Below are 23,398 nucleotides of genomic sequence, written 5' to 3' on the forward strand. Positions count from 1 at the left end.
TAAAAAATGGAGGAATTGATGATGAATATAAAACAAGTGTTAGATGCGAAAGGTTTAGCATGTCCAATGCCGATTGTAAGAACAAAGAGATCAATGGATGCTCTACAAACTGGAGAAGTGTTAGAAATACATGTAACGGATAAAGGGTCAGTTAAGGATATTCCAGCGTGGGCAAATAAATGTGGCCATGACATCGTAAAGCTTGAAGAAGAAGGCGATGTGCTGAAGTTTTGGATTAGGAAGGCGTAGTGAAGCAATAGTTTTGTAAATATAGAGAGGTTGGTTATATGAACACAATATTAAGTACGCTTTTCATTGTACTTGCTGCATGGTTTGTTATTTCACGATTTTTACCAGTGAAAGGTGTTCAAAATATAAATGGCAAAGAATTGAAAAGTATAGTGGGGAAAAAGTGGAAGTATTTTATTGATGTCCGTACAGTAGGTGAATATAGAGGGAATCATATGAAAGGCTTTCAAAATATCCCCCTAAATGATCTAGCAAGTAAGGCGAATCAATTAGATAAGAATAAGGAAGTAATCGTTATTTGCCAAAGTGGAATGAGAAGTAAGCAAGCAGCAAAGGTATTAAAGAAATTAGGATTTCAGCACGTTATCAATGTTTCAGGCGGTATGAATGGTTTGTGAGGAGGGAGTTTAAAATGAAAGAAATGACAGTAAAAGAATTGGAAGAAAAATTGTTACGTAAAGAAGCAGTAAATATCGTGGACGTACGTGAAGTAGAAGAAGTAGCCGAAGGAAAAATTCCAGAAGCGTGTAATATTCCACTAGGACTATTAGAGTTTCGTATGCATGAGTTGGATAAAAAGAAAGAGTATATTATCGTTTGTCGTTCTGGCGGAAGAAGTGCACGAGCAGTTCAGTTTTTAGAGAGCTACGGTTTTCAAGCAATTAATATGGTAGGTGGTATGTTAGCATGGGAAGGTAAAGTCGTATAGTACAGGGATACATGATTTGAGCCTTTTTATAAATGATAAAATACCCCTATAGGTAATCGGAGGGAGAACAACATGGAACAACAGAAGAAAACAACAATCGTTTTATTTAGCGGAGATTATGATAAAGCAATGGCTGCTTATATTATTGCAAATGGTGCAGCGGCGTATGATCAAGAGGTAACTATTTTTCATACTTTTTGGGGATTAAATGCTTTAAGGAAAGATGAGCATGTGAAGGTAAAGAAAACTTTTATAGAAAAAGTGTTTGGAAAAATGATGCCACGCGGTGCGGATAAGATGGGATTATCAAAAATGAATTTTGCAGGTATGGGACCAAAGATGATTAAAGGTATTATGAAAAAACATAATGCGATGCCTTTACCAGATTTAATCGATTTGGCGAAAGAACAGGGGATTAAACTTGTCGCTTGTCAAATGACAGTAGATTTATTAGGGTTAAAAGAGGAAGAGATTATGGAAGGGGTAGAGTTTGCAGGAGTAGGAGCTTATTTAGCAGATGCTTCGGATGGGAATGTAAACTTATTCATTTAATTCATCTTCTTTCTAGAAGGGAGGGGATGTAAGATGAGCTTAGTCGTATTACTTTTTATAATTGGATTTATAGGATCGTTTATATCAGGAATGGTTGGAATTGGCGGTGCGATTATTAATTATCCGATGATCTTATACATTCCGGTATTGCTAGGATTTTCTGGCTATACATCACATGAAGTGAGCGGTATTACAGCGGTACAAGTATTCTTTGCAACTTTTGCAGGCGCTTGGGCATACCGGAAAAGTAATGACATGAATAAAACGTTAGTTATGTATATGGGAGCTAGTATATTAATAGGAAGCTTCATAGGGAGTTTCGGTGCTAATATATTAGAGGAACATACAGTCAATGTTGTTTATGCAGCATTAGCTACAATTGCAGCTATTATGATGTTTGTACCGAAACAAAATAATAGTGGAGATGTGAAGTATAATAAATGGTTAGCAAGCTTGTTAGCGTTCGTTGTAGGGGGAGCTTCAGGCATTATAGGAGCTGGAGGTTCGTTCCTTTTAGTTCCCATTATGCTAGTTATTTTAAAATTACCACTGCGCATGACGATCGCAACATCTATCGCTATTACGTTTATTTCCTCAATAGGGATTACTACAGGAAAAATGGTTACTGGGCAAGTAGTTATCATTCCAGCTCTAATTATTGCGGTTGCCAGTATATTTGCTGCGCCACTTGGAGCACGAGTCGGGAAGAGGCTAAATCAAAAAGTACTGCAATATGTATTGTCCACTTTAATTGTAGGCACTGCTGTTAAAATGTGGATCGATATGATATCAAAATAAAAGGATGGTGCTGCTTACAGCCCATCCTTTTATTTATTGCCCGTAAACCTAACGGATTATAGTTTTACTTTATGCCCAAATAACTTTCATTAAGTTTTTATATTCGTCATTTGCTAATTTATATAGCATTCTCGTATGTTCAAAGACAAGTGCTGGATTAAAGTTTGGTTCTGAGAATGCAAGAGATGTTGAAATATCAATTGCATTTTGCTTATTTAATGTGAATTTTGCAAAGCGATAAGATGTATTTAATTCATTGATGACATGTAAAATATCATTTGTTGATGTTGCATCAGGCACGTGAGCAACATTGAAGCAGTATATATCCACCGTAGGATGTTCGTTTTGGAAAGCAGCGATAAGTTGAATCTTTGCGCCAGCTTCAGTCTCTAATCCTACTGAAAAATGAACAGAGCCATCATTTTCATCTATATTTTCTTCCATGTATATATCGTTAGATTTTAAGTAGTCTTTAAAATCTGAGATGTTATGTTTTACTGCAGCTTTCATATGTATGAGCCCCCTGATAATTGGAATAGATTGCTACTATTTATTATAATTTAAAAATATTAAAAAAGATAGTTAGAAAGTTCTGATTTTTATATTTGGAAGAATAAAAAGAAGCGGTCCTCTACCTCCATAGAGAACCGCTTCTATATTATTCATTGTCATTAGACGATGTTTCTGTATCTTCACTGCTATTTTTGTTCTTATTTTTCACTTCATTGTTATTTGATTCGCGTTCACTTGAATTTTCAGACTTAGATTCTTTTGTCTTTTTCGAATCAGAGTTTGAGTCAGACTTTGTATATGCAGGTAGCCCAAGATGAGTACGAAGTTCATTTGTAACATTAGCTAATTCTTTTTTATCTGGATTGTAGTAGTAAGTTCGACCACCACCAGCAGATTTGCTACAAGTATCGTCACCTTTTGCCATGTAGCAATCATCACCTTGGATTTGTAATTTCTCAATTTCCGAATCCGATCCATATTTATAGAATGAAAGCATATCATCAAATGTTAAGTTTGTAACGAATTGTCCGTTAATATCATCAATAATGTTGCCAACTTTTGTTACAGAACCAACACTTGTTAGTTTCTTTAAAATAGCCTCGATAACGAGTTGTTGACGTTGTCCACGCATTGCATCACTATCGATGTGCCTTGTTCTAGCAAGAGCAAGAGCTTCTTCGCCATTTAGCTTTTGAACACCTTTTTCTAGATGAATAGCCTCAGCATTATCATTGCTATCTTGCTCAGTAAATTCAACTGGTACATCAACTTCAACACCGCCCAAGTCATCGACGATTTTTATAAATGATTTAAAGTTGAATTTTACAAAATAATCGACAGGAACATTCATTAATTTTTCAACTGCATCAATGCTTGCTTGTGGTCCACCATTTTTTCCGTTTTTAGCAGAACCGAATGCATGAGCGTGTGTAATTTTATCTTTTTTCTTTTCTATTGGAATATAAGTATATGTGTCACGTGGGATACTTAATAGTTTAACAGTTTTGCTATCTTTATTAAATGTTGCAAGTAAAAGCGCGTCTGTTCTTATAGCTTCACCATATTCTTTTCCACGGACATCGCTTTCATCGACACCCATTATTAAAACAGAGACATTGTTTGTAATAGGTTTTACAGCCTTATCACGTAAATCAGATTTATCACCGCGTGCTAAATCGTGTGCGGCATTTCGAACAGCAGAAGATGCTTTATTTACTAAAAACCAAGTATAACCGCCGCCTATTAATAAAACGAATAGTATAGCGCTTATAATAATTTTTATTTTTTTCTTATTTTTTTTCGGTTTATTGCGTGTATTTTCTTGCAAAGATGGGTTTTGCTCCATTTCCTGTACTCCTTCATTTGGATTGAAATACGACACTCATATCCACTTATTATAATGAAATTTAGCGAAAAAAAACATTACAAAACATTTACATTTCGTAAAAATTCAATATATTTATAAAAAGTCAGATTTTCTATATATTATTTGTCAGATGTAGAATAAGTATAAGGGCTTTTAGTAGAAATGAAAATATATATTATGAGAAAGTGATAGGGAAGTAAGATTTGTTGAAATATAGCCAAGAAGAAATGAGTAAGCTTACTTATTTCTTCTATATAATAAAGAAGAATTTGACGGATAAAGGAGAGAGCATAATGAATCATACATCATTCCGAGCAATCGTTGTGAATGAAACGGAAAATCATCAGTTTGTAAGTAAAGTTGTTGAGAGAGAAGTAAGTAGTTTACCTGAGGGAGACGTAATCATACAAGTTCATTATTCTTCATTAAATTATAAAGATGCTCTTTCAGCTACTGGTAATAAAGGTGTTACGAGAACATATCCTCATACGCCGGGAATTGATGCTGCAGGAGAGGTTGTGAGTAGTGAAGATAACTCTTTTAAGGTAGGAGATCAAGTTATTGTAACGGGATATGACTTAGGTATGAATACCTCTGGTGGTTTCGGAGAATATATTCGCGTGCCATCATCTTGGGTCGTGCCTTTACCAGAAGGAATGTCATTAAGGGAAAGTATGATGTATGGGACAGCAGGTTTTACTGCGGCTTTGTCGGTATATAAGCTTATTGGAGCAGGAATCAAGCCTAATATGGGAGATGTTTTAGTAACGGGTGCTACAGGCGGCGTAGGGAGTGTAGCTGTTAGTATATTAAGTAAGTTAGGGTTTAACGTAGTAGGAGCGACAGGAAAAATGGAAGAGAAAGATATGCTACTACGTCTAGGAGCAAAAAAAGTAATTCATCGCGCGGAATTGAATGATGAATCAGGAAGACCGATGTTAAAAGGGATATACGCCGGAGTTATTGATACTGTAGGTGGACGTATGTTAGAAACAGCTTTAAAAACAGTAAAGTATGGTGGTTGTGTAACGACATGCGGTAATGTGGCAGGTCAGGAACTACAAACAACGGTATATCCGTTTATTTTACGGGGCATAAGCCTTTTAGGGGTAGATTCCGTGCAATGTCCAGTAGATGTGAGAAGAGATGTTTGGACGCTTTTAGCGAATGAATGGGGAAATAAAGAGTTACTATCTTATACAGAAGAATGTACATTAGAAGAATTAGAGAAGAAGTTTACACTTATATTGCAAGGAAAGTTAAAAGGAAGAACAGTTGTTAAAATATAAATAAGAAAGAGACGCTTAAGTTAGCGTCTCTTTCTTATTATAATGATTGTTTTAAATTGATTTTTCCTTGTTCGCCTAAAACACCGTCAGCGATATTTACAGCGTGATCGCCAATGCGCTCTAAGTTACTTACCATATCGACGAAGATGATACTTGCATCACCTGAACAGCTGCGTTCGTTTAGACGTAATACGTGACGTTTACGAAGAACACGTTCCATTTGGTCGATTTTGCGTTCTTTTGCAATAACAGTTTGAGCTAGTTCAGTATCGAAGTTTGTTAAAGCTTCAACTGAGTCTTGCAGTGTTGAAATTGTTAACTCAAGCATTTCGTTTAATTCAGCTAATGCTTCATCTGATAGTGAAACACGGTTTGAAATTTGGAAATCTACAAGTTCTACAAGGTTTTCTACATGATCACCGACACGTTCAATATCTCCAACAACACCTGCTAAAACAGAATGTTTTTCAGAATCCGTAGGTGAAAGTGGCTTTTCTGATAGTAAAACTAAATACTCGGTAATTTTTTTATCTAAATTGTTAATAGCTCCTTCTAATTGAGTAGCCATGTTTGCGTGTTTTTTGTCTTGTGTATTTAAAAATTGATTTGCTTCTTTTAATCCATGTAATGAGAACTCAGCCATACGGATAATCTCTTTTTGAGCTTCAGTTAAAGCGATGGCTGGAGATTGTTCAATAAAGATTGGATTTAAATGTTGTGGTTTGAAGTCAATCGCTGCATCTTCACCACGAATAATTTTTGTTACGATCCATGCTAACACTGCAATGAACGGGAATTGAATGATTGTATTTGTTACGTTAAATGTTCCGTGTGCAAATGCAATAGTCATTTCTGGATTCAAGTTTAATGATGTTTGGAAATATTGAATTAAACTTGTAAATGGTACTAATAAAATTGTAAAGATAATTGTACCGATAATATTAAAGATAACGTGAACTAATGCTGCACGTCTTGCGGCAATAGAAGTACCGATTGCTGCTAATACAGCTGTAATTGTTGTACCGATGTTATCACCGAATAATACAGGAAGAGCTGCTTGTAAATCGATTGCACCTTGACCGAATAGTTCTTGTAAAATACCAATAGTTGCACTTGAACTTTGTACAATTAAAGTAAAGACTGTACCAACAACAATTCCTAAAATTGGATTATCACTCATGCTAACTGTTAATTCTTGGAATGATTCTAAAGAACGAAGAGGTTTCATACCTGCGCTCATTAATTCTAAACCGAAGAATAACATACCAAAACCGAATACAACTTGACCTACAGAATGTACTTTTTTATTTTTAAAGAAGAATAGTAAGATTGCTCCAATTGCCATAACTGGGAGAGCATATTCTCCGATTTTAATTCCGATAATAAATGCAGTAACTGTCGTACCGATGTTTGCACCCATAATAACACCGATTGCTTGTCTTAATGTCATAAATCCGGCACTTACAAGTCCGACTGTTAAAGCAGTTGTTCCTGAACTGGATTGGATTAATACCGTAACTAACATACCTGCTAGTACACCCATAAGTGGGTTTGTTGTAAAACGATCTAGAATATCGCGAAGACGATCTCCAGCTGCTTGTTGCAGTCCATCGCCCATGTATTTAATCCCGAATAAGAAAATACCTAATCCACCAATGAACTGGAAGATCATATCTTGAACATTATATTCCACGCATTCCACTCCTTAAATTTCATGTACGATGTAATTATTAACTGAACCTTGAGGCACTGTAAACGGTTTGCTAGTAAAATTTACACTAAATTTACAAAGAGAAGAAAAGTTTACAATCCCTTAAAGAAACAGCTGTGTTTTATTGGTTTTCATCTTGTATAAATCTTAATCTTGTAAAGAAATCACACTTTTTAGAATAATATTGTTCAGTCGAATATTAAGGAAAGCGTCTGCGAGTTCATCGTATATTTTTTGATGAAAGTTAAAAAAATATGTAGGAAAATGCATGTAGTTTTATAACAGCAAAACGTGGGGAAATAATTCTTTTAACACGATAAAAAAGCCACTGAATTATCCAGCAGCTTTTTCCGTGTTTTTATCGCCATGCTTTTGTTTTCTTATGCTTGTAATGTAAATGAAGAGAAAAGCAATAAGTAATAGAGAGGAGTAACGATATACAGTTGCATAGTTTGTAAAATGAGCAATAAATCCAAATATAATCGCTCCAGCGCCGATTCCAAGGTCAAATGCGGAGAAGAATGTAGCCGTTGCTACGCCGCGTCGATGCGGTGCTACGCGGTCAATCATCCATGCTTGTAGTGCAGGTTGGATCGCTCCAAAACCACTTCCGTAACATGCTGCAGCAATAATTAAGCTCGGAATTGTCGTCGTATACGACAATAAAATAATGCCTGTAAACGTTATAATAACTCCCGGAATGATGACGAATGTATGGCCTTTCGCATCATATAGCTTTCCAGAGAATGGACGAGTTACAGCGATTGCTAGTGCGTTACATAAAAAGAAGAGACTAATATCAGCTATGCCGACTTCTGTAGCAAATAGAGTGATAAAACTTCCGATTCCTCCGTACATTAATGTAATACATAATATTAATAATGAAGGAAGTAAAGCTTTACGCTCAATAAATCCATCGAGAAAAGTACTAGATGATTGTTGTGGAGGTTGTTTCGATTTTTGGATTTGAAGTAGTTTCGTTAATATTAATGAAACAATTGTGCACGATAATGCACATAAAAAAAGAATTGTGAAGTTATATGTTTGCATAAGCCATAGTCCGATAAGTGGACCGAGGGCCATTGCAATTGTTCCAGAAAGGCCAAAATATCCCATGCCTTCTCCGCGGCGAGCTGAGGGAATTAAATCAGAAACGACAGTTCCATATGTAGTCGTTGTAATACCGAAACCAGCTCCGTGTAAAATACGAACAGCAAGCAAGAGAAAGATAGTTGAGGCGAAAAGGTAACTGCCCATAGCGAGCAAACAGATAGCAGTACCGATCATTAAAATGATTTTTTTATTGAATTTTTGCAAGGCGTTCCCAGTTAGCGGTCTAACAAAAAGTGCCGCAACGGTAAACATGCCGACAACAAATCCGATATTGGAACTTGTGCCACCAATTTCTTTCACATAAACAGGTAAGGTTGGAATTAACATTTGAAACCCTAAAAACATACATAAGTTTGCAAAAATTAAAGCAACAAACTCTTTCGTCCATAACGGTTCTCGTTTTACGAGTATTGCTTCTCCCATATATTCATCCCCTATATAAAATTTTCTCTTTTCTTTCGAGTATATGTATTGGCCAATGCAACAGTCAAGGAAGGCGTCTTGAAAATGGATAACAATTTTTAAGATGAAAAACTGACAAATTTGTGTAAAAGCTACACAACTATGAAAAAAAGATGTAAAGTATAGATGTATAGACTTGTAGGTGTTAAGAATGATAGAAATTGTTTTTTCTTTAAAGAAAGCGGATTCAAAAGAGTAGTGAAGAAGAAGGGGATATATACTTTTTCACTACATATATTTGAAAAGGTTTACAATATGATGAAGAAAGAGGCGTGTACATATGAGACGATTAGGTATTTCTATTTATCCAGAACATTCAACAGTAGAGAAAGATAAGGAGTATTTAACATTAGCAAGTAAATATGGATTTACACGTGTGTTCACATGTTTATTATCTGTGGATGGAGAAAAAGAGAAAATTATAGAAGAATTTAAAGAAACGATCTCTCATGCGAATGCATTAGGGTTCCAAGTATTAGTTGATATTAGTCCGTCTGTTTTTGAACAATTAGGTATTTCGTATAATGATTTATCATTCTTCCATGAATTAGGTGCGTACGGTATTCGTTTAGATGTCGGTTTCTCAGGATTAGAAGAATCAATTATGACTTATAATCCGTATGGTTTGAAAATTGAGATTAATATGAGCAATGGTACGAAGTATGTAGATAACATTATGAGTCATAGACCAAATCGTGAAAATTTAATTGGTTGTCATAATTTTTATCCGCATCGTTATTCAGGATTATCATACGATCATTTCATTAAATGCTCGAAACAATTTAAAGATTACGGTATGAGAACGGCAGCTTTTATTTCATCATTTGATGCAACATACGGACCTTGGCCAGTAACAGAAGGGTTATGTACATTAGAGCAGCATCGTGAATTACCGATGACAACACAGGCGAAACATTTATTCGCGACGGAATTAATTGATGATGTTATTATTGCAAACGCATATGCGTCAGAAGAAGAATTACAAGCACTAGGTGCATTAAATAAAGAGAAACAAACATTTGATATAGAAATATATGATACAACGACAGAACTAGAAAGAATTATCGTATTAAACGAACCACATTTTTATCGCGGAGATGTATCTGAATATATGATTCGTTCTACACAAAGTCGTGTGAAATATAAAAAAGAAGAGTTTAAACCTCATAATACGCGTGAAATTAAGCGTGGGGATTTATTAATTGATAATGAACAATATGGCCAGTATAAAGGCGAATTACAAATTGCATTAAAAGATATGGTGAATACAGGAAAAACAAATGTAGTTGGTCGAATTGTAGAAGAAGAGATTTTCTTACTAGACTATTTACAAGCATGGGATAAATTCGGATTCACATTAAAGAAATAGAGAGAATATAAAGGGGAAAAACTACTGATTTCAGCAGCTTTTCCCCCTTTATATATAAAGAGCGAGAGGAAGAGCTATGACAAAGGTGCATCAGCGATTAATTTCTATTTTAGAGGAATTTTTAGAAGAGAAATCGATGTTAAATCGAGCTTTTTTAGCGGGCCGTTTACATGTATCAACGAAGACGATTCAAAAGGATATAAAATTATTAAATGATATATTGGAAGAAAACGGAGCGAAAATCGAATCGCAAAGAGGGAATGGGTACGAATTAGAAATTATACAAAAGAAGAAATTTGAAGACTTTTGTGTGAGTCTATTTCAAAAACAGACGGAAAAGATCCCAACTTCTTATGAAGAAAGAATAGCGTACATTCTGCAGCGTGTTTTAATGACAGAGGGATATGTGAAGCTTTCAGAATTAGCGGAAGAGATGTATGTGAGCAAATCAACGGTCAATTTAATTATGAAAGATGTTACAGATATATGTGGTTGCTATGAATTACAAATTGAGAAGAGACCATATTATGGTATACGTATTGTTGGAGAGGAATTTAATATTCGTTCTTGTTTATCACAATATGGTTTACCGCGTTATGACCATACTCCGTTCCATGAGCAATTTGAGCAGACGGAGACATATTTATCGCTACCTCATATATCACTTATTCGTTCAATTATATTAAAGTATATTGAAGGCGGAACAATATATTTATCTGATATAGAAATTGATAATTTAGTCATTCATATTGCAATCGCATTAAAGCGTTGTCAAAGTCAACATTATATGAAAGGACTGCATGCGGAGCAATCAGAACTTATACTAAAGAAAGAATATACAATTGCGAAGCAGATTTTAGGAGATTTAGAGAAAGAGTTGAAATTTTCATTTCCAGAAGAAGAAGTATTATATGTGACGATGCATTTATTAAGTACTGCTGTTACAACGAGAGATTGCTATGAAAATGTAGAAGAGCTATTAGGGAAAGATATATATGCATTTATGCAACATATTCTTTTTAAAGTAGCGGAAGAACGGAATCTTATTTTTTATTATGATGAAGAATTATTATTTGGATTTGGTATTCATTTAAAAACGTTATTAAATCGTTTGAAGTATAAGTTAAATACGAGAAATCCTCTTTTGGCAGAAGTGAAAAAGAATTATCCGTATGCTTTTGAAATTGCGGTTCTTGTTGGAGATATCATTGGTGAATATACGGGTGAATCGATCCCTGAAAGTGAAATTGGTTATATTGCAATTCACTTCGGCGGAGCGATGAGCCGTTTGCAGGAGCAAAATCAAAAGAAAAGATGCTTATTAGTTTGTGCGACTGGTCAAGGAAGTGCACAACTATTAAAATATAAAATTTTATCACAGTTCCGAGATAAATTAGAGATTGTAGGTATTACAGGCTATTATCAATTGAAAGTAGAAGATCTTTATAAAGAAAAAATAGATTGTATTATTAGTACGATTCATATACCGAGTGGCTTGCCTGTTCCAGTTATAAAAGTGAATTCAATATTTGATGATAAAGAGATTAAATCGATTGGTCAGCGGTTGTTTACGCATGTGAATACTAGTGTGCAGCCTTATATTAAGGAAGATTTAATCTTTTTAAATCATAATGCTTCTACGAAAGAGGATGTTATTCAGTTTTTATGTGAGAAAGCTGCTGAGAAACGCTATGTACCAGAAAACTTTTATGCTTCTGTTATAGAAAGAGAAAATACGTCTCCGACAGCGGTTGGGAATTCGGTTGCAATCCCGCATCCGATGCAGTTATTAAGTGAGGAAACTTTTCTGATGTTTTGCACACTTGAAAAGGCTGTTGATTGGGGAGATAAAAAAGTACAAGTAATTATTTTATTTAGTGTAAAGCGCAATAATAATGAAGATTTGCAAAGGCTTTATGATTTTTTATATGATATTATGTCTAGTCAAACTACGATAGAGAAACTTACTCAGACCGAGGTAATTGAAGATTTTCAAGAGATTTTATTATCATTTTGAAAAAGTATATAAAAACTTCCGTTACATAACGGAAGTTTTTTATGTTTAATTGTATGCGTTTTCATAATAAGATAAAAATATAGAAAACATATAGCTTGGGGGAATTTAAAATGGCTGATATGCAAACTCCATTTGCGTTAATTTTACATGGTGGCAATGCGAGAAGCGCGGCGCTTGAAGCAATTGCTTTTGCAAGACAAGGAGATTTCGGGAATGCCGGTGAAAAGATGAAACTTGCTAGTGAGGAAATTTCAGCAGCGCACCGTATTCAAACGGATTTAATTCAAGAAGAGGCAAGAGGAAATCATGCAGAAATTAGTTTACTGTTAGTGCACGCACAAGATCATTTAATGAATGCAATTACAGTGAAAGAACTGGCTGAAGAATTTATTGCTCTTCATAAACGAGTAGAAGAGAAAGTGACCGTATAAGATGTACATTTTATTATGTTGTGCAGCAGGTATGTCAACGAGTATGGTCGTAAGAAAAATGCAAGAAGAGGCAAAGAAACAGGGGAAGAATTATAAAATTAAGGCGGTTGATTCAGAACTAGTGAAGCTTGAAATTAAGGAAGCCGATGTCGTTTTAATTGGCCCACAGGTGAAATATTTATTTCCAGCTGTAGAGTTTCTTGCAAATTCATACAATATACCAGTTGCGATTATAGACCAACGAGATTATGGTATGTGTGATGGTTTGAAGGTGCTTAAGCAAGCAGAACAATTAGTTTTAGCATAATTATATCTTTTTAAATATAAACATTATAATGTTATAAAGTTTATTTCATTCTTTTATAGTAGAGAGAAAGAGGAGGGCTATTGATGAATGGGTTTATGAGTTTTATGGAACAAAAGATTATGCCAACAACGCAAAAGATTGCAGGACAACGACATTTATTAGCAATTCGAAACGGGGTTATTTCTACATTACCGTTAACGATCGTCGGATCATTTTTCGTTATCTTTTTAAATTTACCAATTGATGCATATATGGAATGGATTGCACCGTTTCGCCATATTTTAGATATTCCATTTCGATTTACAGTAGGACTAATGGCATTATACGCAGCGTTTGGTGTAGGGGCTTCGCTCGCGAACTTTTATCAGCTCAATCAGTTAAGTGCAGGGTTATTATCTGTACTTGCCTTTTTACTAGCATCAGTTGAACCAATTCAAATTACGAAAGCTGTACCAGGTGTTATTGATGCAGGTAGATATATTTCAGTAGGAACATTAAGTGCAACGTCTTTATTTGGCGCAATTGTTACAGCATTAATTGCAGTAGAAATTTATCATTTTATGATTAAGCATAATATCTCGATTAAATTACCAGATAGTGTACCACCAGCAGTTTCAAATTCGTTTGCAGCATTAATTCCAACATTAGCAGTTATTCTTTTATTCTGGGGCATTCGCTACGGTTTGAAATTCGATGTAAATACAACAATTACATATTTAATCGCACCATTAAAATCAGTATTAGTAGGAAATAATTTATTCGGTGGTTTATTAACAGTATTCTTAATCGTGTTTTTCTGGTCATTCGGTATACATGGACCAGCGATTTTAGGACCAATTATTCGTCCGATGTGGGATTCAGCAATTCTTGAAAATATGGAAGTATTCACGGCTACAGGAAATGCACATCAGTTACCAAACTTATTTACAGAGCAGTTCATTCAATGGTTCGTATGGATTGGCGGATCAGGCTCAACGTTAGCTTTAGTTATTATGTTTATGTTCTCTAAATCTAAGTTCTTAAAAGAGTTAGGTAGATTATCATTCGTGCCAGGCTTATTCAATATTAACGAACCAATTATTTTCGGTGCACCAATTGTAATGAACCCAATCTTAATTATTCCGTTCGTTATTACACCGTTAGTGACAACGACAGTATCATATTTCGCAGTTGTTTCAGGTATGATTCCACTTATGATGGCGAAACTGCCATTTACGATGTTAGCACCAATTGCAGCGGTGATTAGTACGGACTGGACAATTATGGCTGGTGTACTTGTACTTGTTAACTTTGTTATCTCGTTCGTTATTTACTATCCATTCTTCAAAATGTATGAGAAACAACAATTAGCAGGAGAGGAGAAAACAGAATGCTCGGAGCAATTATCATCTTAATTACATTCGTGGTCGGACAGTGTATTGCCCATTATTCGAAATGGGTACAAAGTAAATCTTTATTAGTGTTACTATTAGTATCAGTTTTATTTATCGGTTGTTCAATGGGTGCATATGTAATGTTAGGATTGCAATCACCGTACGTAATTATTGTACCGACAATTTTATGTGCAACGTGTTTATCTGCAAAATATAGATTTACGAGCATGGCATTAATACAACGTGTGAAGGAGATGCAAAAGCATGGAGCGTAAATTAGGAATTTCACTTTACCCAGAACATTCAACGAAAGAAAAAGATATGGCTTATATTTCCGCAGCGGCACGACACGGTTTTTCAAGAATATTTACTTGTTTGTTATCTGTGAATCGTCCGAAAGAAGAAATTGTAGCTGAATTTAAAGAGATTATCAATCACGCAAAAGATAACAATATGGAAGTTATTTTAGATGTAGCTCCGGCTGTGTTTGATCAGCTTGGTATTAGTTATAGCGATCTATCATTTTTTGCAGAGTTAGGCGCAGACGGTATTCGTTTAGATGTAGGTTTTGACGGATTAACGGAGGCGAAAATGACGAATAATCCGTACGGTTTAAAAATTGAGTTAAATGTAAGTAACGATATTGCGTACTTAGAAAATATTCTTTCGCATCAAGCGAATAAATCAGCTTTAATTGGTTGTCATAATTTTTATCCACAAAAATTCACTGGTCTTCCGTACGATTATTTCATTCGCTGTAGTAAACGCTTTAAAAAGCATGGTATTCGCAGTGCAGCTTTTATTACATCACATGCCGCAAACATCGGTCCATGGGATATTAACGACGGATTATGTACGTTAGAAGAGCATCGTAATTTACCAATTGAAGTACAAGCGAAGCATTTATGGGCAACAGGGCTAATCGATGATGTCATTATCGGAAATGCTTATGCGAGTGAGGAAGAGTTAGAAAAACTAGGAAACTTAAATCGCTACATGTTACAGCTAAAAGTGCACTTTGTAGACGAAGTGACTGAAGTAGAAAAGAGAGCCACGCTGCAAGAATTACACGTAAGACGCGGCGACATAACAGAGTATATGATACGTTCTACAGAAGTGCGTAAAAAATATAAAGACTATGACTTCCCAGTGCGCGAAAGTGTGCTACAGGAAAGAGGGCAAGTTGTAATTGGTAATAACTCATTCGGAAAGTATAAAGGTGAACTGCAAATCATCTTGAAAGAAATGTCGATAGATGAACGGAAAAATATTGTCGGTACAATTGCGGAAGAGGAGTTATTCTTACTAGATTATGTAGGAGCTTGGACGCAGTTTACTTGTGTGGAATAGAGAAGAGAAGGAGAGGATGCTGTGGCATCCTCTTTTTTCTGTTGAAATGAAAGTCTATCATATATAGAATGCAAAGAGATAGATTTAATCTGGACGGGAGAGAAGGAGATGGAAGGGTATATAGATAGTTTATTAAGGCGGATGGCTGATGAGGATACAGAGGTTAGGCATCGTGCTTATGATGAAGCAAAAGAGCTAGATGACCTATTAACGTTTCCTTATTTACAGCAGAAGGTAACCAAAGCAAAAAAAATATCTATGAAGAAAGATATGTATTATGTAATGACGAAACTTGCTATTAATACGAAAGAGATCAGTATTGCTGATTATCTTATAGATTGTTTGGAATGTGAACAAAACCCGACTTTGTTAAGTGAACTGCTTAGTAATATTTATACATTGCCAGAAGTAAGTGATACAAATAAAATTATTCCGTATATTTACCATAAAAACGATAGTGTTCGTTATTGGGCTATTTCTTCCTTAAAGTTATGTAAATCATTAGAAGCGGAGAGTGCTTTACTAAAGTTGCTGGATACTCAAGAAAATAAAGATGAGATTACACATATTTGTTATACATTGTTTGAGATTGGAACGAAGCAATCGATTCTGCCGTTAACAAAGCTTTTATATAGTAATAGTGCCTATGTTCGTTCAACTGTTATTGAGGTGTTAGCAAAAATAGGGGAATCGGACTTACAAATAGTTTATATTGAAGCTTTACAGGATAGAAATGTGATGGTGAAATATGAAGCTGTTCGAGCTATTTATACGTATGGCGACGAAATGGCAATGAGACCAATTTGCGAACGTGTGAATAAAATTGTTGCTAGAAGGCGGAAAAATGAAGCAGAGCCTACGGATGAAGCAGAGATTATCATTGCTCTTCGTTTCTTACATAAGTTTGCTAATCATGAAGAAGTTTTAAAGATATTTGATAAAGTGTATAAAAAACGTGGAAACTTGTTTGTGTCGGAGAGGAAGTGGCTTCGAGACAATATTACTTACTTTCAAGAGAAAGAAAGAATGTAAGAATCATAAAAAAAGAGCCAGCCTCAACGATGAGACTGACTCTTTTTTACTAACTAGTTTAATACTTTAACTGTAACTGTTTTACGTCCCCAGCTACTTGATGTACCTTTATCTGGCATTAAAACGTCGATTTTATTACCTTTAATAGCTCCACCAGTATCACCAGCGATTGCTACTCCGTAACCTTCAACCCATACTTTTGAACCTAATGGAATTACACTTGGATCAACTGCAATAAGTTTCATGTTTGGATTAGCTGTTAAGTTATGACCTAAAGCTGATTTTACTTGGTCGCCTGCTTTATAACCATTTTCAAGTGGATCTGCTGTGTAAGCTGTTGCTACAACACGTAACTCACGAGAAGATGATGGTGCACTTGTTTCAGTTTCTTTTGCAACAGGTTGTTGTGTAGCTGGTTTTTGAGCTTTAGCAGCTTCACGAGCTTTAGCTGCTTCTTGAGCTTTAGCAGCTTCACGAGCTTCAGCTGCTTCTTGAGCCTTAGCTTCTTGAGCTTTAGCAGCTTCACGAGCTTTGGCTGCTTCTTGAGCCTTAGCCGCTGCTTGAGCTTCAGCATCTGCTTGAGCTTTAGCTGCTTCACGAGCTTTAGCCGCCTCTTGAGCTTTAACTTCTGCTTGAGCTTCAGCATCTGCCTGAGCTTTAGCTGCTTCTTGAGCCTTAGCTGCTTCACGAGCTTTAGCTGCTTCTTGAGCTTTAACTTCTGCTTGAGCTTCAGCTGCTTCGCGAGCTTTAGTTGCTTCTTGAGCTTTAGCTTTTGCTTGAGTTTCAGCTACTTCCTGAGCTTTAGCAGCTTCACGAACTTTAGCTGTATCTTGAACTGTAGTCGTTTTTTCAACTTTAGCTACTGGTTGAACTTTAACTGGTGCTTTACCTGTTAAGTAAGGAACATGAACATAAGCTGTTTTTCCGTTATATTCAAATTGAATCCAATCATTTTGTACTTGGTGTGTTGTTTCAATTATATCATCTTTTTTCAACTTACCAAGAATCTCTGAGTCTGTGTTTGCTCCAGCACGTACGTTTAATACGTTTGCTGTTACGTAGTAAGTGTCTTTTGTATAGTCAGCGCTTATGAAAGCTTCTTTACCGCTATTCAATTGAACTTTTGACCAACCATTTTCTGTATGTAAAACATTTACTTTATATCCATCTAATAATTTTCCTACAACTTTTGATTCAGTAGTTGGGTTTTCTCGTACGTTTAGTACGTCAGTCGTTACGATTGTTTCTGCTTTAGCAGATGTTGTGAAAATCCCAAGACCAAAAACCGCTGCTGTTGCTATACCCATAAATTTTTTCATAATAGCCTCCATTGCATTTGTTTTCGTTGACCTCATTATAGCAACCATTATTTTCTTATTTGCGAAAAACATAAAATTACAAAGCTTTCGTAACGGGGCATTAATATTCTGTAACAATTCCATAAATATCCTGATAGCGCTTCCTTGTTGGTTTTTTGGCGTATCAGGGCATATGAAACACAAAATGAGTAGTATTTCAATTACTGTAAAGTTAATAATGTTACAGTAATGTTTCTATGTGATATCTATAGTGTTACAAAAGTAGCGTATTTTACTGTTTGAATGGAAATTTAGTTATAAAACGATAATATTTTTAGGCGTGAAAATATATAAATGAGGTGAAATTTAATAAAATATCGATATAATTGTTACAAAATCAGTCGAAGTATGGAAAAAATTACGCCTTGATTTTCGTCTGTTATATAGTATTTTTGCAATAATAGAATTAGATAATAGCCTTATTACCTATAAATAATGAAGAGTATTAGAATGATAGTTGTAACGTGAAACATATATAATAGAAGAAACTCAATTTAGTAGATAAATAAAAAACGCAGGAGTGTAAACTCCTACGTTTTTGTTTATTCATATCGTAAACATTCAATTGGATCCAGTTTGGCAGCTTTGTTAGCTGGTAGTAGTCCGAATGCAATACCGATTAGCATTGAAATACCTACTGCAAGAAGTCCAAGTTCTTTTGAGACAACGAGTGGCCATCCAGCAAAGATTGAGACGATCCAAGCGAAGAAAATACCGAGCATGAATCCGATGAAACCACCAAGTCCTGTTAAAATACAAGATTCGATTAAGAATTGTGTTAATACTTTACCACGTGTTGCACCAAGTGCTTTACGAATACCAATCTCACGTGTACGTTCTGTTACAGATACGAGCATGATGTTCATTACACCGATACCACCAACAAGTAAGGAGATAGCAGCAATACCACCAAATACCATTTTCATCATACCAATTGATTCGTCTAGTTGTTTCGTAAATTCACCTAAGTCTTGTGCTTCGAATTTGTGCTCAAATTTAGGAGCTTTCATTTCGTTTAAGACAGAAACGGCTTGTTTTTCTACACTTTTACGTTCTGTCGGAGAGGTCATTGTTAATCTTACAGAGTCATACTCATTTACTCCTGAAATGACAGGCGCATTTTCAAGTGATGTATAACCTTCAGGCATAGGCATTCCAAAGTCGTTTTTCGTTTCGTATACACCAACTATTTTATACGGCTTTCCTTTTATATCTGTGTATTGATTTGATTCCCAACCACTACTAAATAATTTGTTGAAAGCTTCTTCATTTAATATAACAGCAGGGATTGCTTGGTTTAATTCACTGTCATTTAATTCACGACCGTGAACTAATTTTATTTTCGAATCTGTCATAAAGGCGCCTGTTCCACCTTTTAAATCAAGATTTACATCTTTTGAACCAGCAGATGCTTTTACTTTCATACTTACGTCTGGATACACATCTTTAACGCCTGGTACAGTTTGCAGACGGTTTAGCATATCAGGTGTGATTTTGGCACTATCTGTTCCGTAATCAGGATTGTTGTAGTAAATCGTTACTTCGTTATCTTTTCCTTGGCCTAATTCTTTTTTAAACTTTGCGTTTGTACCATCACCCATTGAAATGATAGTAATAATGGCACTAATACCGATAATAATACCTAACATCGTTAAAATAGAACGCATTTTATGAGCAAAGATAGAGGAAAGGGCCATGCGTATATTTTCACTCGTATTCAAAATTAACCTCTCCAATCTTGGACGATATTTCCGTCACGAATTACAATTTGACGTGCTGCAGCTTCCCCGATTTCACGGTCATGAGTAATCATAATGATTGTTGAGCCTTGTTTATTTAATTCGTAAAAGAGGTCCATAATTTGTGTGCTTGTTTTCGTATCAAGTGCTCCCGTCGGTTCATCGGCTAAAATGAATTTTGGGTTATTTACGATTGCACGTGCAACAGCGACACGCTGCTTTTGTCCACCTGATAATTCGTTCGGTAAGTGAGTAGCGCGATCAGCTAAACCGACTTTTGTTAAAGCAGCTAATGAGCGCTCGCGTCTTTCTTTTTTATCGACTCCAGCGTAAATAAGGGGTAGTTCTACATTTTGAAGCGCTGTAAGTCTCGGTAATAACATGAAGTTTTGGAATACGAATCCGATCTCTTTATTACGTACGTGTGCAAGTTCTGTTTCAGTCATGTTTGAAATATTTTGACCGGCTAGTTCGTACGTACCTGTCGTCGGTTTATCTAAGCAACCGATAATGTTCATTAATGTTGATTTACCAGAACCAGAAGGTCCCATAATAGAAGTGAATTCTCCTTGGTTCAGTGTTACGTCAATTCCGTGTAATATTTGAACGGATTCTGCACCATTTTGGAAGGATTTCGTGATGCCTTTTAAGTTAATCACTGGGCGACAACCTCCATACCATCTTTTAAGTCTTTTTCAGGTTTAGAGATAATTTCCTCTCCTTTTTTCACTCCAGAAACTTTTGCTTCGCTATCAGTCTCGAATTCAACAGTAACTGCTTGTTCTTTCGCCTTACCGTCTTTTACAACGAAGACAACATTTTTGTCACCTTTTTTCACGATACTGCTTTTCGGAACAATTGTACCAGTTGCTTCGCCAGATTTACTTGTTACGTAAACGTGGAAGCCGTTTTGTAATTCGTCACTATTATCTAATGTGACAGTGAATTGATAGTTAGAAACAGTTTTATTTTCATCCATGCTCTTTAATGGTGTAGAACCGATTTCTGTTACTTTTCCTGTCCAAGTCTTACCAGCGACAGTTTTTGATGAAACAGTTACTTCTTGCCCAACTTTCATACTAGCAAGCTCATATTCAGAAAGTTGACCTTTTACTTTAAATTGACCAGCGTGACGAAGAGTAATTCCGCTCATACCTGTTTTTTCGTCAGCAGTTTTTACGATATCATCAATTACGCCATCAGCAGGACTTGTTACAGAAAGAGTGTTTACTTTCTCTTTTGCTGCTTTAATCATTTCATCAGCTTTTTCAACTTCAAACTTTTTCATTTCAAGTTGTGATTCTAATTGCCCAACTTCAGCTTCTGATGCTTTTAATGCTTCAGCGGGAAGGCCTGCATTTTTATCTTTTTGTAATTTTTGTTTCGCCGCATCAATTTGTTTTTGGAACAACGTTACTTCTTTTTGTGCGATTTTCTTTTGCATTTCTGCTTCTGTTACACCTTGTTTAGCAGTCGGGTCATTGTATTTAAATAGAAGCTGACCTTTTTTCACTTCATCGCCTTTTTTTACAGCTAATTCATATGTTCCTTTTGTTGGATCGAATGAAATAGTTTCAATTCCATTTGGAATAACTTCGCCACCAAATTTTTGCGCGTTTTGGATTTGTTTTTCAGTTACTTTATATCCGCTATATGCCATTGCTACTTCTGAACCGCCCCCAGCAAATGCAAAGTATGATCCAGCTGCAATTCCGATTGCTACTACACTAGTAATTAACACCTTATTTTTCTTTTTCATCTATTTATCACCTTTTCGTTCGTTTTAGTATCTACATTAAGTATAGAAGAGGTGAAGAATCTGACAAATCGTTTTAGCTTACAATAACCTTACAGTTTTGTAAGGTATGAATATGTAAATGTAAGGTAGAGGTTGTCCTATTGTAAGCAAATGAATTGACTCGTTGTTTCTTTCTTACAATAATATTGTATGAAGGAGAGGAGGAAGGAAGATGGAAGCTTATTTTAGTGCGCATCCATTAAAACCGTTTATTCCATACTCAAGGCAACATGCCATTATATTATTTATTATGTTGGTGGGGATATTTTTTCTGTATCAATACCAAGATTTATTACGTCAAAATGAGTGGAATATAACGGTTCGATATGCGATTGCATTTTTATTTATAGGTAGTGAAATTGGGCTTCATATGTGGGAGTGGAAAGCGGGGATTTTTGAGCTAGCTACTTCATTACCGTTTGAGTTATGTACAATTAGTTTGTTGTTAGCGTCGATTATGATTGTAACGAAAAGTTATCGAATATATGAGATTGTATTTTTTACGGGAATTATTGGTGCATCACAAGCCATTTTAACACCAAATTTGCAATATGCTTTTCCGCATTTTCGTTTCATTGAATATTTTATCGCGCATGTATTGCTTATTTGGGCACCACTCTTTATGACTTGGGTGGAAGGCTATAGACCGACCTTGCAATCTATTAAGCGTACGATGATATTTTTAAACATATTGATTCCGCTTGTTTCGTTTGTGAATTATAAAACAGGTGGTAATTATATGTTTTTAGCTCATAAGCCAGAAACAGCTTCATTACTCGATATGTTAGGACCGCATCCTTACTATATTATTTCATTAGAACTCGCAGCGCTTATTGGGTGTTTTATTTTATATATTCCGTTTGCGAAAAGAGAAAGGCATGCGCATAAAGAATCACTAGGATCATAGCTTAGTGATTTTTTGTCTTTGAAATATTTACAATTCAGAAAATTAAGAATAAAATTAGGGGGTAAATTATAGAGAGAGAAGGGTGAAAATGGTCAAAAAGGTATTTTTGAATGGGATGGAAGTGACGATTCAATTTCTTATTTCGATTTTGGGGATTATTTGTTTAGGAGCACTGCCGAAATTATTTTATGGATTTGAGCTGCATGCATCAGAGTACATACAGAGTTTAAAAGAAGTGTTTGTGAACTTAATGGATATTTCCAATTTGCAATATGTGAAAGGTAAATTTTTATTTCCGCAGCTGTTCGTCCATTATAAAGAAACGATTATTATTTTTTTAGCTGCTTTTTTTATTTCATTATTTGTAGCATTTTGTATTGTTTATGTAATTATGAGTAGTTCACCGCGTATGCAACAGCGAATTAAATCATTTCTTATCTTCCTAGAATCCATTCCAGATATCCTTCTTATTTTAGTATCACAAATTTTAGTTGTATGGTTTTTTAAACAAACAGGTTTTTTACCTTTTCAAATTGCTTCAATTGGAGGCGAGTCGATTAGGGGGTTGCCAATATTGTGTTTGAGCATCCCGACTACGATTATGTTTGTAAAAATGGTCGTGCTTCGTTTTGAAAATGAACTAGAAAAAGATTATGTACTATTTGCTAAGGCGAAAGGGCTGGGGCGCTTTCATATTTTAAATCGTCATATTTTACGAAATGTGTTGCTTAGTACATTATTCTTTGCGAAAACGAATATCTTTTTTATGTTATCTAATTTATATATTATAGAATGGATTTTTAATACGGGTGGTATTTTTATGTTTTTGAAATCGTATTTTGGTATTAGAGTTGAGGTTTTCATCGTTAGTGTGCTTCTTATATATATCCCGATTTTTATTTTATTTAAATTGTTTCATTATCTCATTCCGGCTGCGATGAAGGAGAGATTATAA

24 protein-coding genes are annotated in these 23,398 nt (G+C 35.2%); 16 read left to right on the plus strand and 8 right to left on the minus strand.

The features are described from left to right. Nucleotides 1–18 precede the first annotated feature (18 nt). The 5 genes from GBN78_RS06565 to GBN78_RS06585 all read left to right on the plus strand — a co-directional run bounded on the left by GBN78_RS06565 (nt 19) and on the right by GBN78_RS06585 (nt 2,308). Nucleotides 19–249, plus strand: a complete 231-nt coding sequence (locus GBN78_RS06565; RefSeq protein WP_002098804.1) for a sulfurtransferase TusA family protein — start codon at nt 19–21, stop codon at nt 247–249. Between the two features lie 38 nt (nt 250–287). Continuing rightward, entirely contained in the window at nt 288–647 is a 360-nt protein-coding gene (locus GBN78_RS06570) for a rhodanese-like domain-containing protein (RefSeq protein ID WP_044584154.1), read from the plus strand. A gap of 14 nt (nt 648–661) precedes the next feature. Further along, nucleotides 662–958: a rhodanese-like domain-containing protein gene (locus GBN78_RS06575; protein WP_000661816.1), complete on the plus strand. Its 297-nt coding sequence runs from the start codon at nt 662–664 to the stop codon at nt 956–958. A 72-nt stretch (nt 959–1,030) separates the two neighbouring features. Further along, the gene (locus tag GBN78_RS06580; RefSeq protein WP_000437728.1) at nt 1,031–1,510 is read left to right on the plus strand and encodes a DsrE/DsrF/DrsH-like family protein; all 480 of its coding nucleotides are present in this window, start codon (nt 1,031–1,033) and stop codon (nt 1,508–1,510) included. Nucleotides 1,511–1,543: 33 nt separating this feature from the next. Beyond that, nucleotides 1,544–2,308, plus strand: a complete 765-nt coding sequence (locus tag GBN78_RS06585; RefSeq protein ID WP_000060715.1) for a sulfite exporter TauE/SafE family protein — start codon at nt 1,544–1,546, stop codon at nt 2,306–2,308. Nucleotides 2,309–2,377: 69 nt separating this feature from the next. Here the strand turns inward: GBN78_RS06585 and GBN78_RS06590 are convergent, their stop codons facing one another. Further along, on the minus strand, nt 2,378–2,818 hold the full coding sequence (locus GBN78_RS06590) for a hypothetical protein (RefSeq protein ID WP_000642362.1): 441 nt from the start codon (nt 2,816–2,818) through the stop codon (nt 2,378–2,380). A 148-nt stretch (nt 2,819–2,966) separates the two neighbouring features. Continuing rightward, nucleotides 2,967–4,166: an LCP family protein gene (locus GBN78_RS06595; protein ID WP_000437392.1), complete on the minus strand. Its 1,200-nt coding sequence runs from the start codon at nt 4,164–4,166 to the stop codon at nt 2,967–2,969. A gap of 314 nt (nt 4,167–4,480) precedes the next feature. Here GBN78_RS06595 and GBN78_RS06600 point away from each other — a divergent pair, with 314 nt between their 5' ends. Then, nucleotides 4,481–5,476 carry a YhdH/YhfP family quinone oxidoreductase gene (locus GBN78_RS06600; RefSeq protein WP_001016970.1) on the plus strand — a complete coding sequence of 332 codons (996 nt, stop codon included), beginning with the start codon at nt 4,481–4,483 and terminating at the stop codon, nt 5,474–5,476. A 37-nt stretch (nt 5,477–5,513) separates the two neighbouring features. Here GBN78_RS06600 and GBN78_RS06605 read toward each other — a convergent pair whose 3' ends face one another. Together GBN78_RS06605 and GBN78_RS06610 are read right to left on the minus strand one after the other, a co-directional pair. Then, entirely contained in the window at nt 5,514–7,169 is a 1,656-nt protein-coding gene (locus tag GBN78_RS06605) for a Na/Pi cotransporter family protein (protein ID WP_000456270.1), read from the minus strand. Between the two features lie 351 nt (nt 7,170–7,520). Continuing rightward, nucleotides 7,521–8,723, minus strand: coding sequence for an MFS transporter (locus tag GBN78_RS06610; protein WP_000503237.1), 1,203 nt, complete (start codon nt 8,721–8,723; stop codon nt 7,521–7,523). A gap of 319 nt (nt 8,724–9,042) precedes the next feature. Between GBN78_RS06610 and GBN78_RS06620 the strand changes: the two genes are divergently transcribed. From GBN78_RS06620 to GBN78_RS06655, 8 genes are all read left to right on the plus strand, one after another. Beyond that, entirely contained in the window at nt 9,043–10,131 is a 1,089-nt protein-coding gene (locus GBN78_RS06620; protein ID WP_001253349.1) for a DUF871 domain-containing protein, read from the plus strand. Between the two features lie 76 nt (nt 10,132–10,207). Next, nucleotides 10,208–12,148: a BglG family transcription antiterminator gene (locus GBN78_RS06625; RefSeq protein WP_088046353.1), complete on the plus strand. Its 1,941-nt coding sequence runs from the start codon at nt 10,208–10,210 to the stop codon at nt 12,146–12,148. Between the two features lie 110 nt (nt 12,149–12,258). Beyond that, nucleotides 12,259–12,579 carry a PTS lactose/cellobiose transporter subunit IIA gene (locus tag GBN78_RS06630; protein ID WP_000774631.1) on the plus strand — a complete coding sequence of 107 codons (321 nt, stop codon included), beginning with the start codon at nt 12,259–12,261 and terminating at the stop codon, nt 12,577–12,579. Nucleotide 12,580: 1 nt separating this feature from the next. Continuing rightward, a complete protein-coding gene (locus GBN78_RS06635; protein WP_000275642.1) occupies nt 12,581–12,886 on the plus strand; it encodes a PTS sugar transporter subunit IIB in 306 nt (101 codons plus the stop codon). Between the two features lie 83 nt (nt 12,887–12,969). Then, entirely contained in the window at nt 12,970–14,280 is a 1,311-nt protein-coding gene (locus GBN78_RS06640; RefSeq protein WP_001013053.1) for a PTS sugar transporter subunit IIC, read from the plus strand. Beyond that, nucleotides 14,256–14,534, plus strand: coding sequence for a hypothetical protein (locus tag GBN78_RS06645; protein WP_000900048.1), 279 nt, complete (start codon nt 14,256–14,258; stop codon nt 14,532–14,534). Before GBN78_RS06640 ends, GBN78_RS06645 begins: the two co-directional genes overlap by 25 nt. Then, the gene (locus GBN78_RS06650; protein ID WP_088046352.1) at nt 14,524–15,609 is read left to right on the plus strand and encodes a DUF871 domain-containing protein; all 1,086 of its coding nucleotides are present in this window, start codon (nt 14,524–14,526) and stop codon (nt 15,607–15,609) included. The genes GBN78_RS06645 and GBN78_RS06650 overlap by 11 nt, the downstream gene beginning before the upstream one ends. 108 nt (nt 15,610–15,717) lie before the next feature. Next, complete coding sequence (locus GBN78_RS06655) at nt 15,718–16,641, plus strand: HEAT repeat domain-containing protein (protein ID WP_088046351.1); 924 nt, start codon at nt 15,718–15,720, stop codon at nt 16,639–16,641. 53 nt (nt 16,642–16,694) lie between these two features. On the opposite strand, the gene entC is transcribed toward GBN78_RS06655, so the two are convergent. The 4 genes from entC to GBN78_RS06680 form a co-directional block, all read right to left on the minus strand. Beyond that, nucleotides 16,695–18,083 (minus strand): cell wall-binding protein EntC, encoded by a 1,389-nt coding sequence (gene entC / locus GBN78_RS06665; protein ID WP_000421960.1) that lies wholly within the window; start codon nt 18,081–18,083, stop codon nt 16,695–16,697. A 458-nt stretch (nt 18,084–18,541) separates the two neighbouring features. Further along, on the minus strand, nt 18,542–19,696 hold the full coding sequence (locus GBN78_RS06670) for an ABC transporter permease (protein ID WP_406741370.1): 1,155 nt from the start codon (nt 19,694–19,696) through the stop codon (nt 18,542–18,544). 26 nt (nt 19,697–19,722) lie between these two features. Continuing rightward, entirely contained in the window at nt 19,723–20,397 is a 675-nt protein-coding gene (locus GBN78_RS06675) for an ABC transporter ATP-binding protein (protein WP_000609104.1), read from the minus strand. Continuing rightward, nucleotides 20,394–21,497: an efflux RND transporter periplasmic adaptor subunit gene (locus GBN78_RS06680; protein ID WP_000728828.1), complete on the minus strand. Its 1,104-nt coding sequence runs from the start codon at nt 21,495–21,497 to the stop codon at nt 20,394–20,396. Before GBN78_RS06680 ends, GBN78_RS06675 begins: the two co-directional genes overlap by 4 nt. Before the next feature lie 211 nt (nt 21,498–21,708). Here GBN78_RS06680 and GBN78_RS06685 point away from each other — a divergent pair, with 211 nt between their 5' ends. Continuing rightward, nucleotides 21,709–22,443, plus strand: coding sequence for a YwaF family protein (locus GBN78_RS06685; RefSeq protein ID WP_000388679.1), 735 nt, complete (start codon nt 21,709–21,711; stop codon nt 22,441–22,443). Nucleotides 22,444–22,531: 88 nt separating this feature from the next. After that, nucleotides 22,532–23,398, plus strand: a complete 867-nt coding sequence (locus GBN78_RS06690) for an ABC transporter permease subunit (RefSeq protein WP_000239676.1) — start codon at nt 22,532–22,534, stop codon at nt 23,396–23,398.

Source organism: Bacillus sp. B2-WWTP-C-10-Post-4 (genome assembly GCF_009183805.1).
GTDB classification, from domain to species: Bacteria; Bacillota; Bacilli; order Bacillales; family Bacillaceae_G; genus Bacillus_A; species Bacillus_A cereus.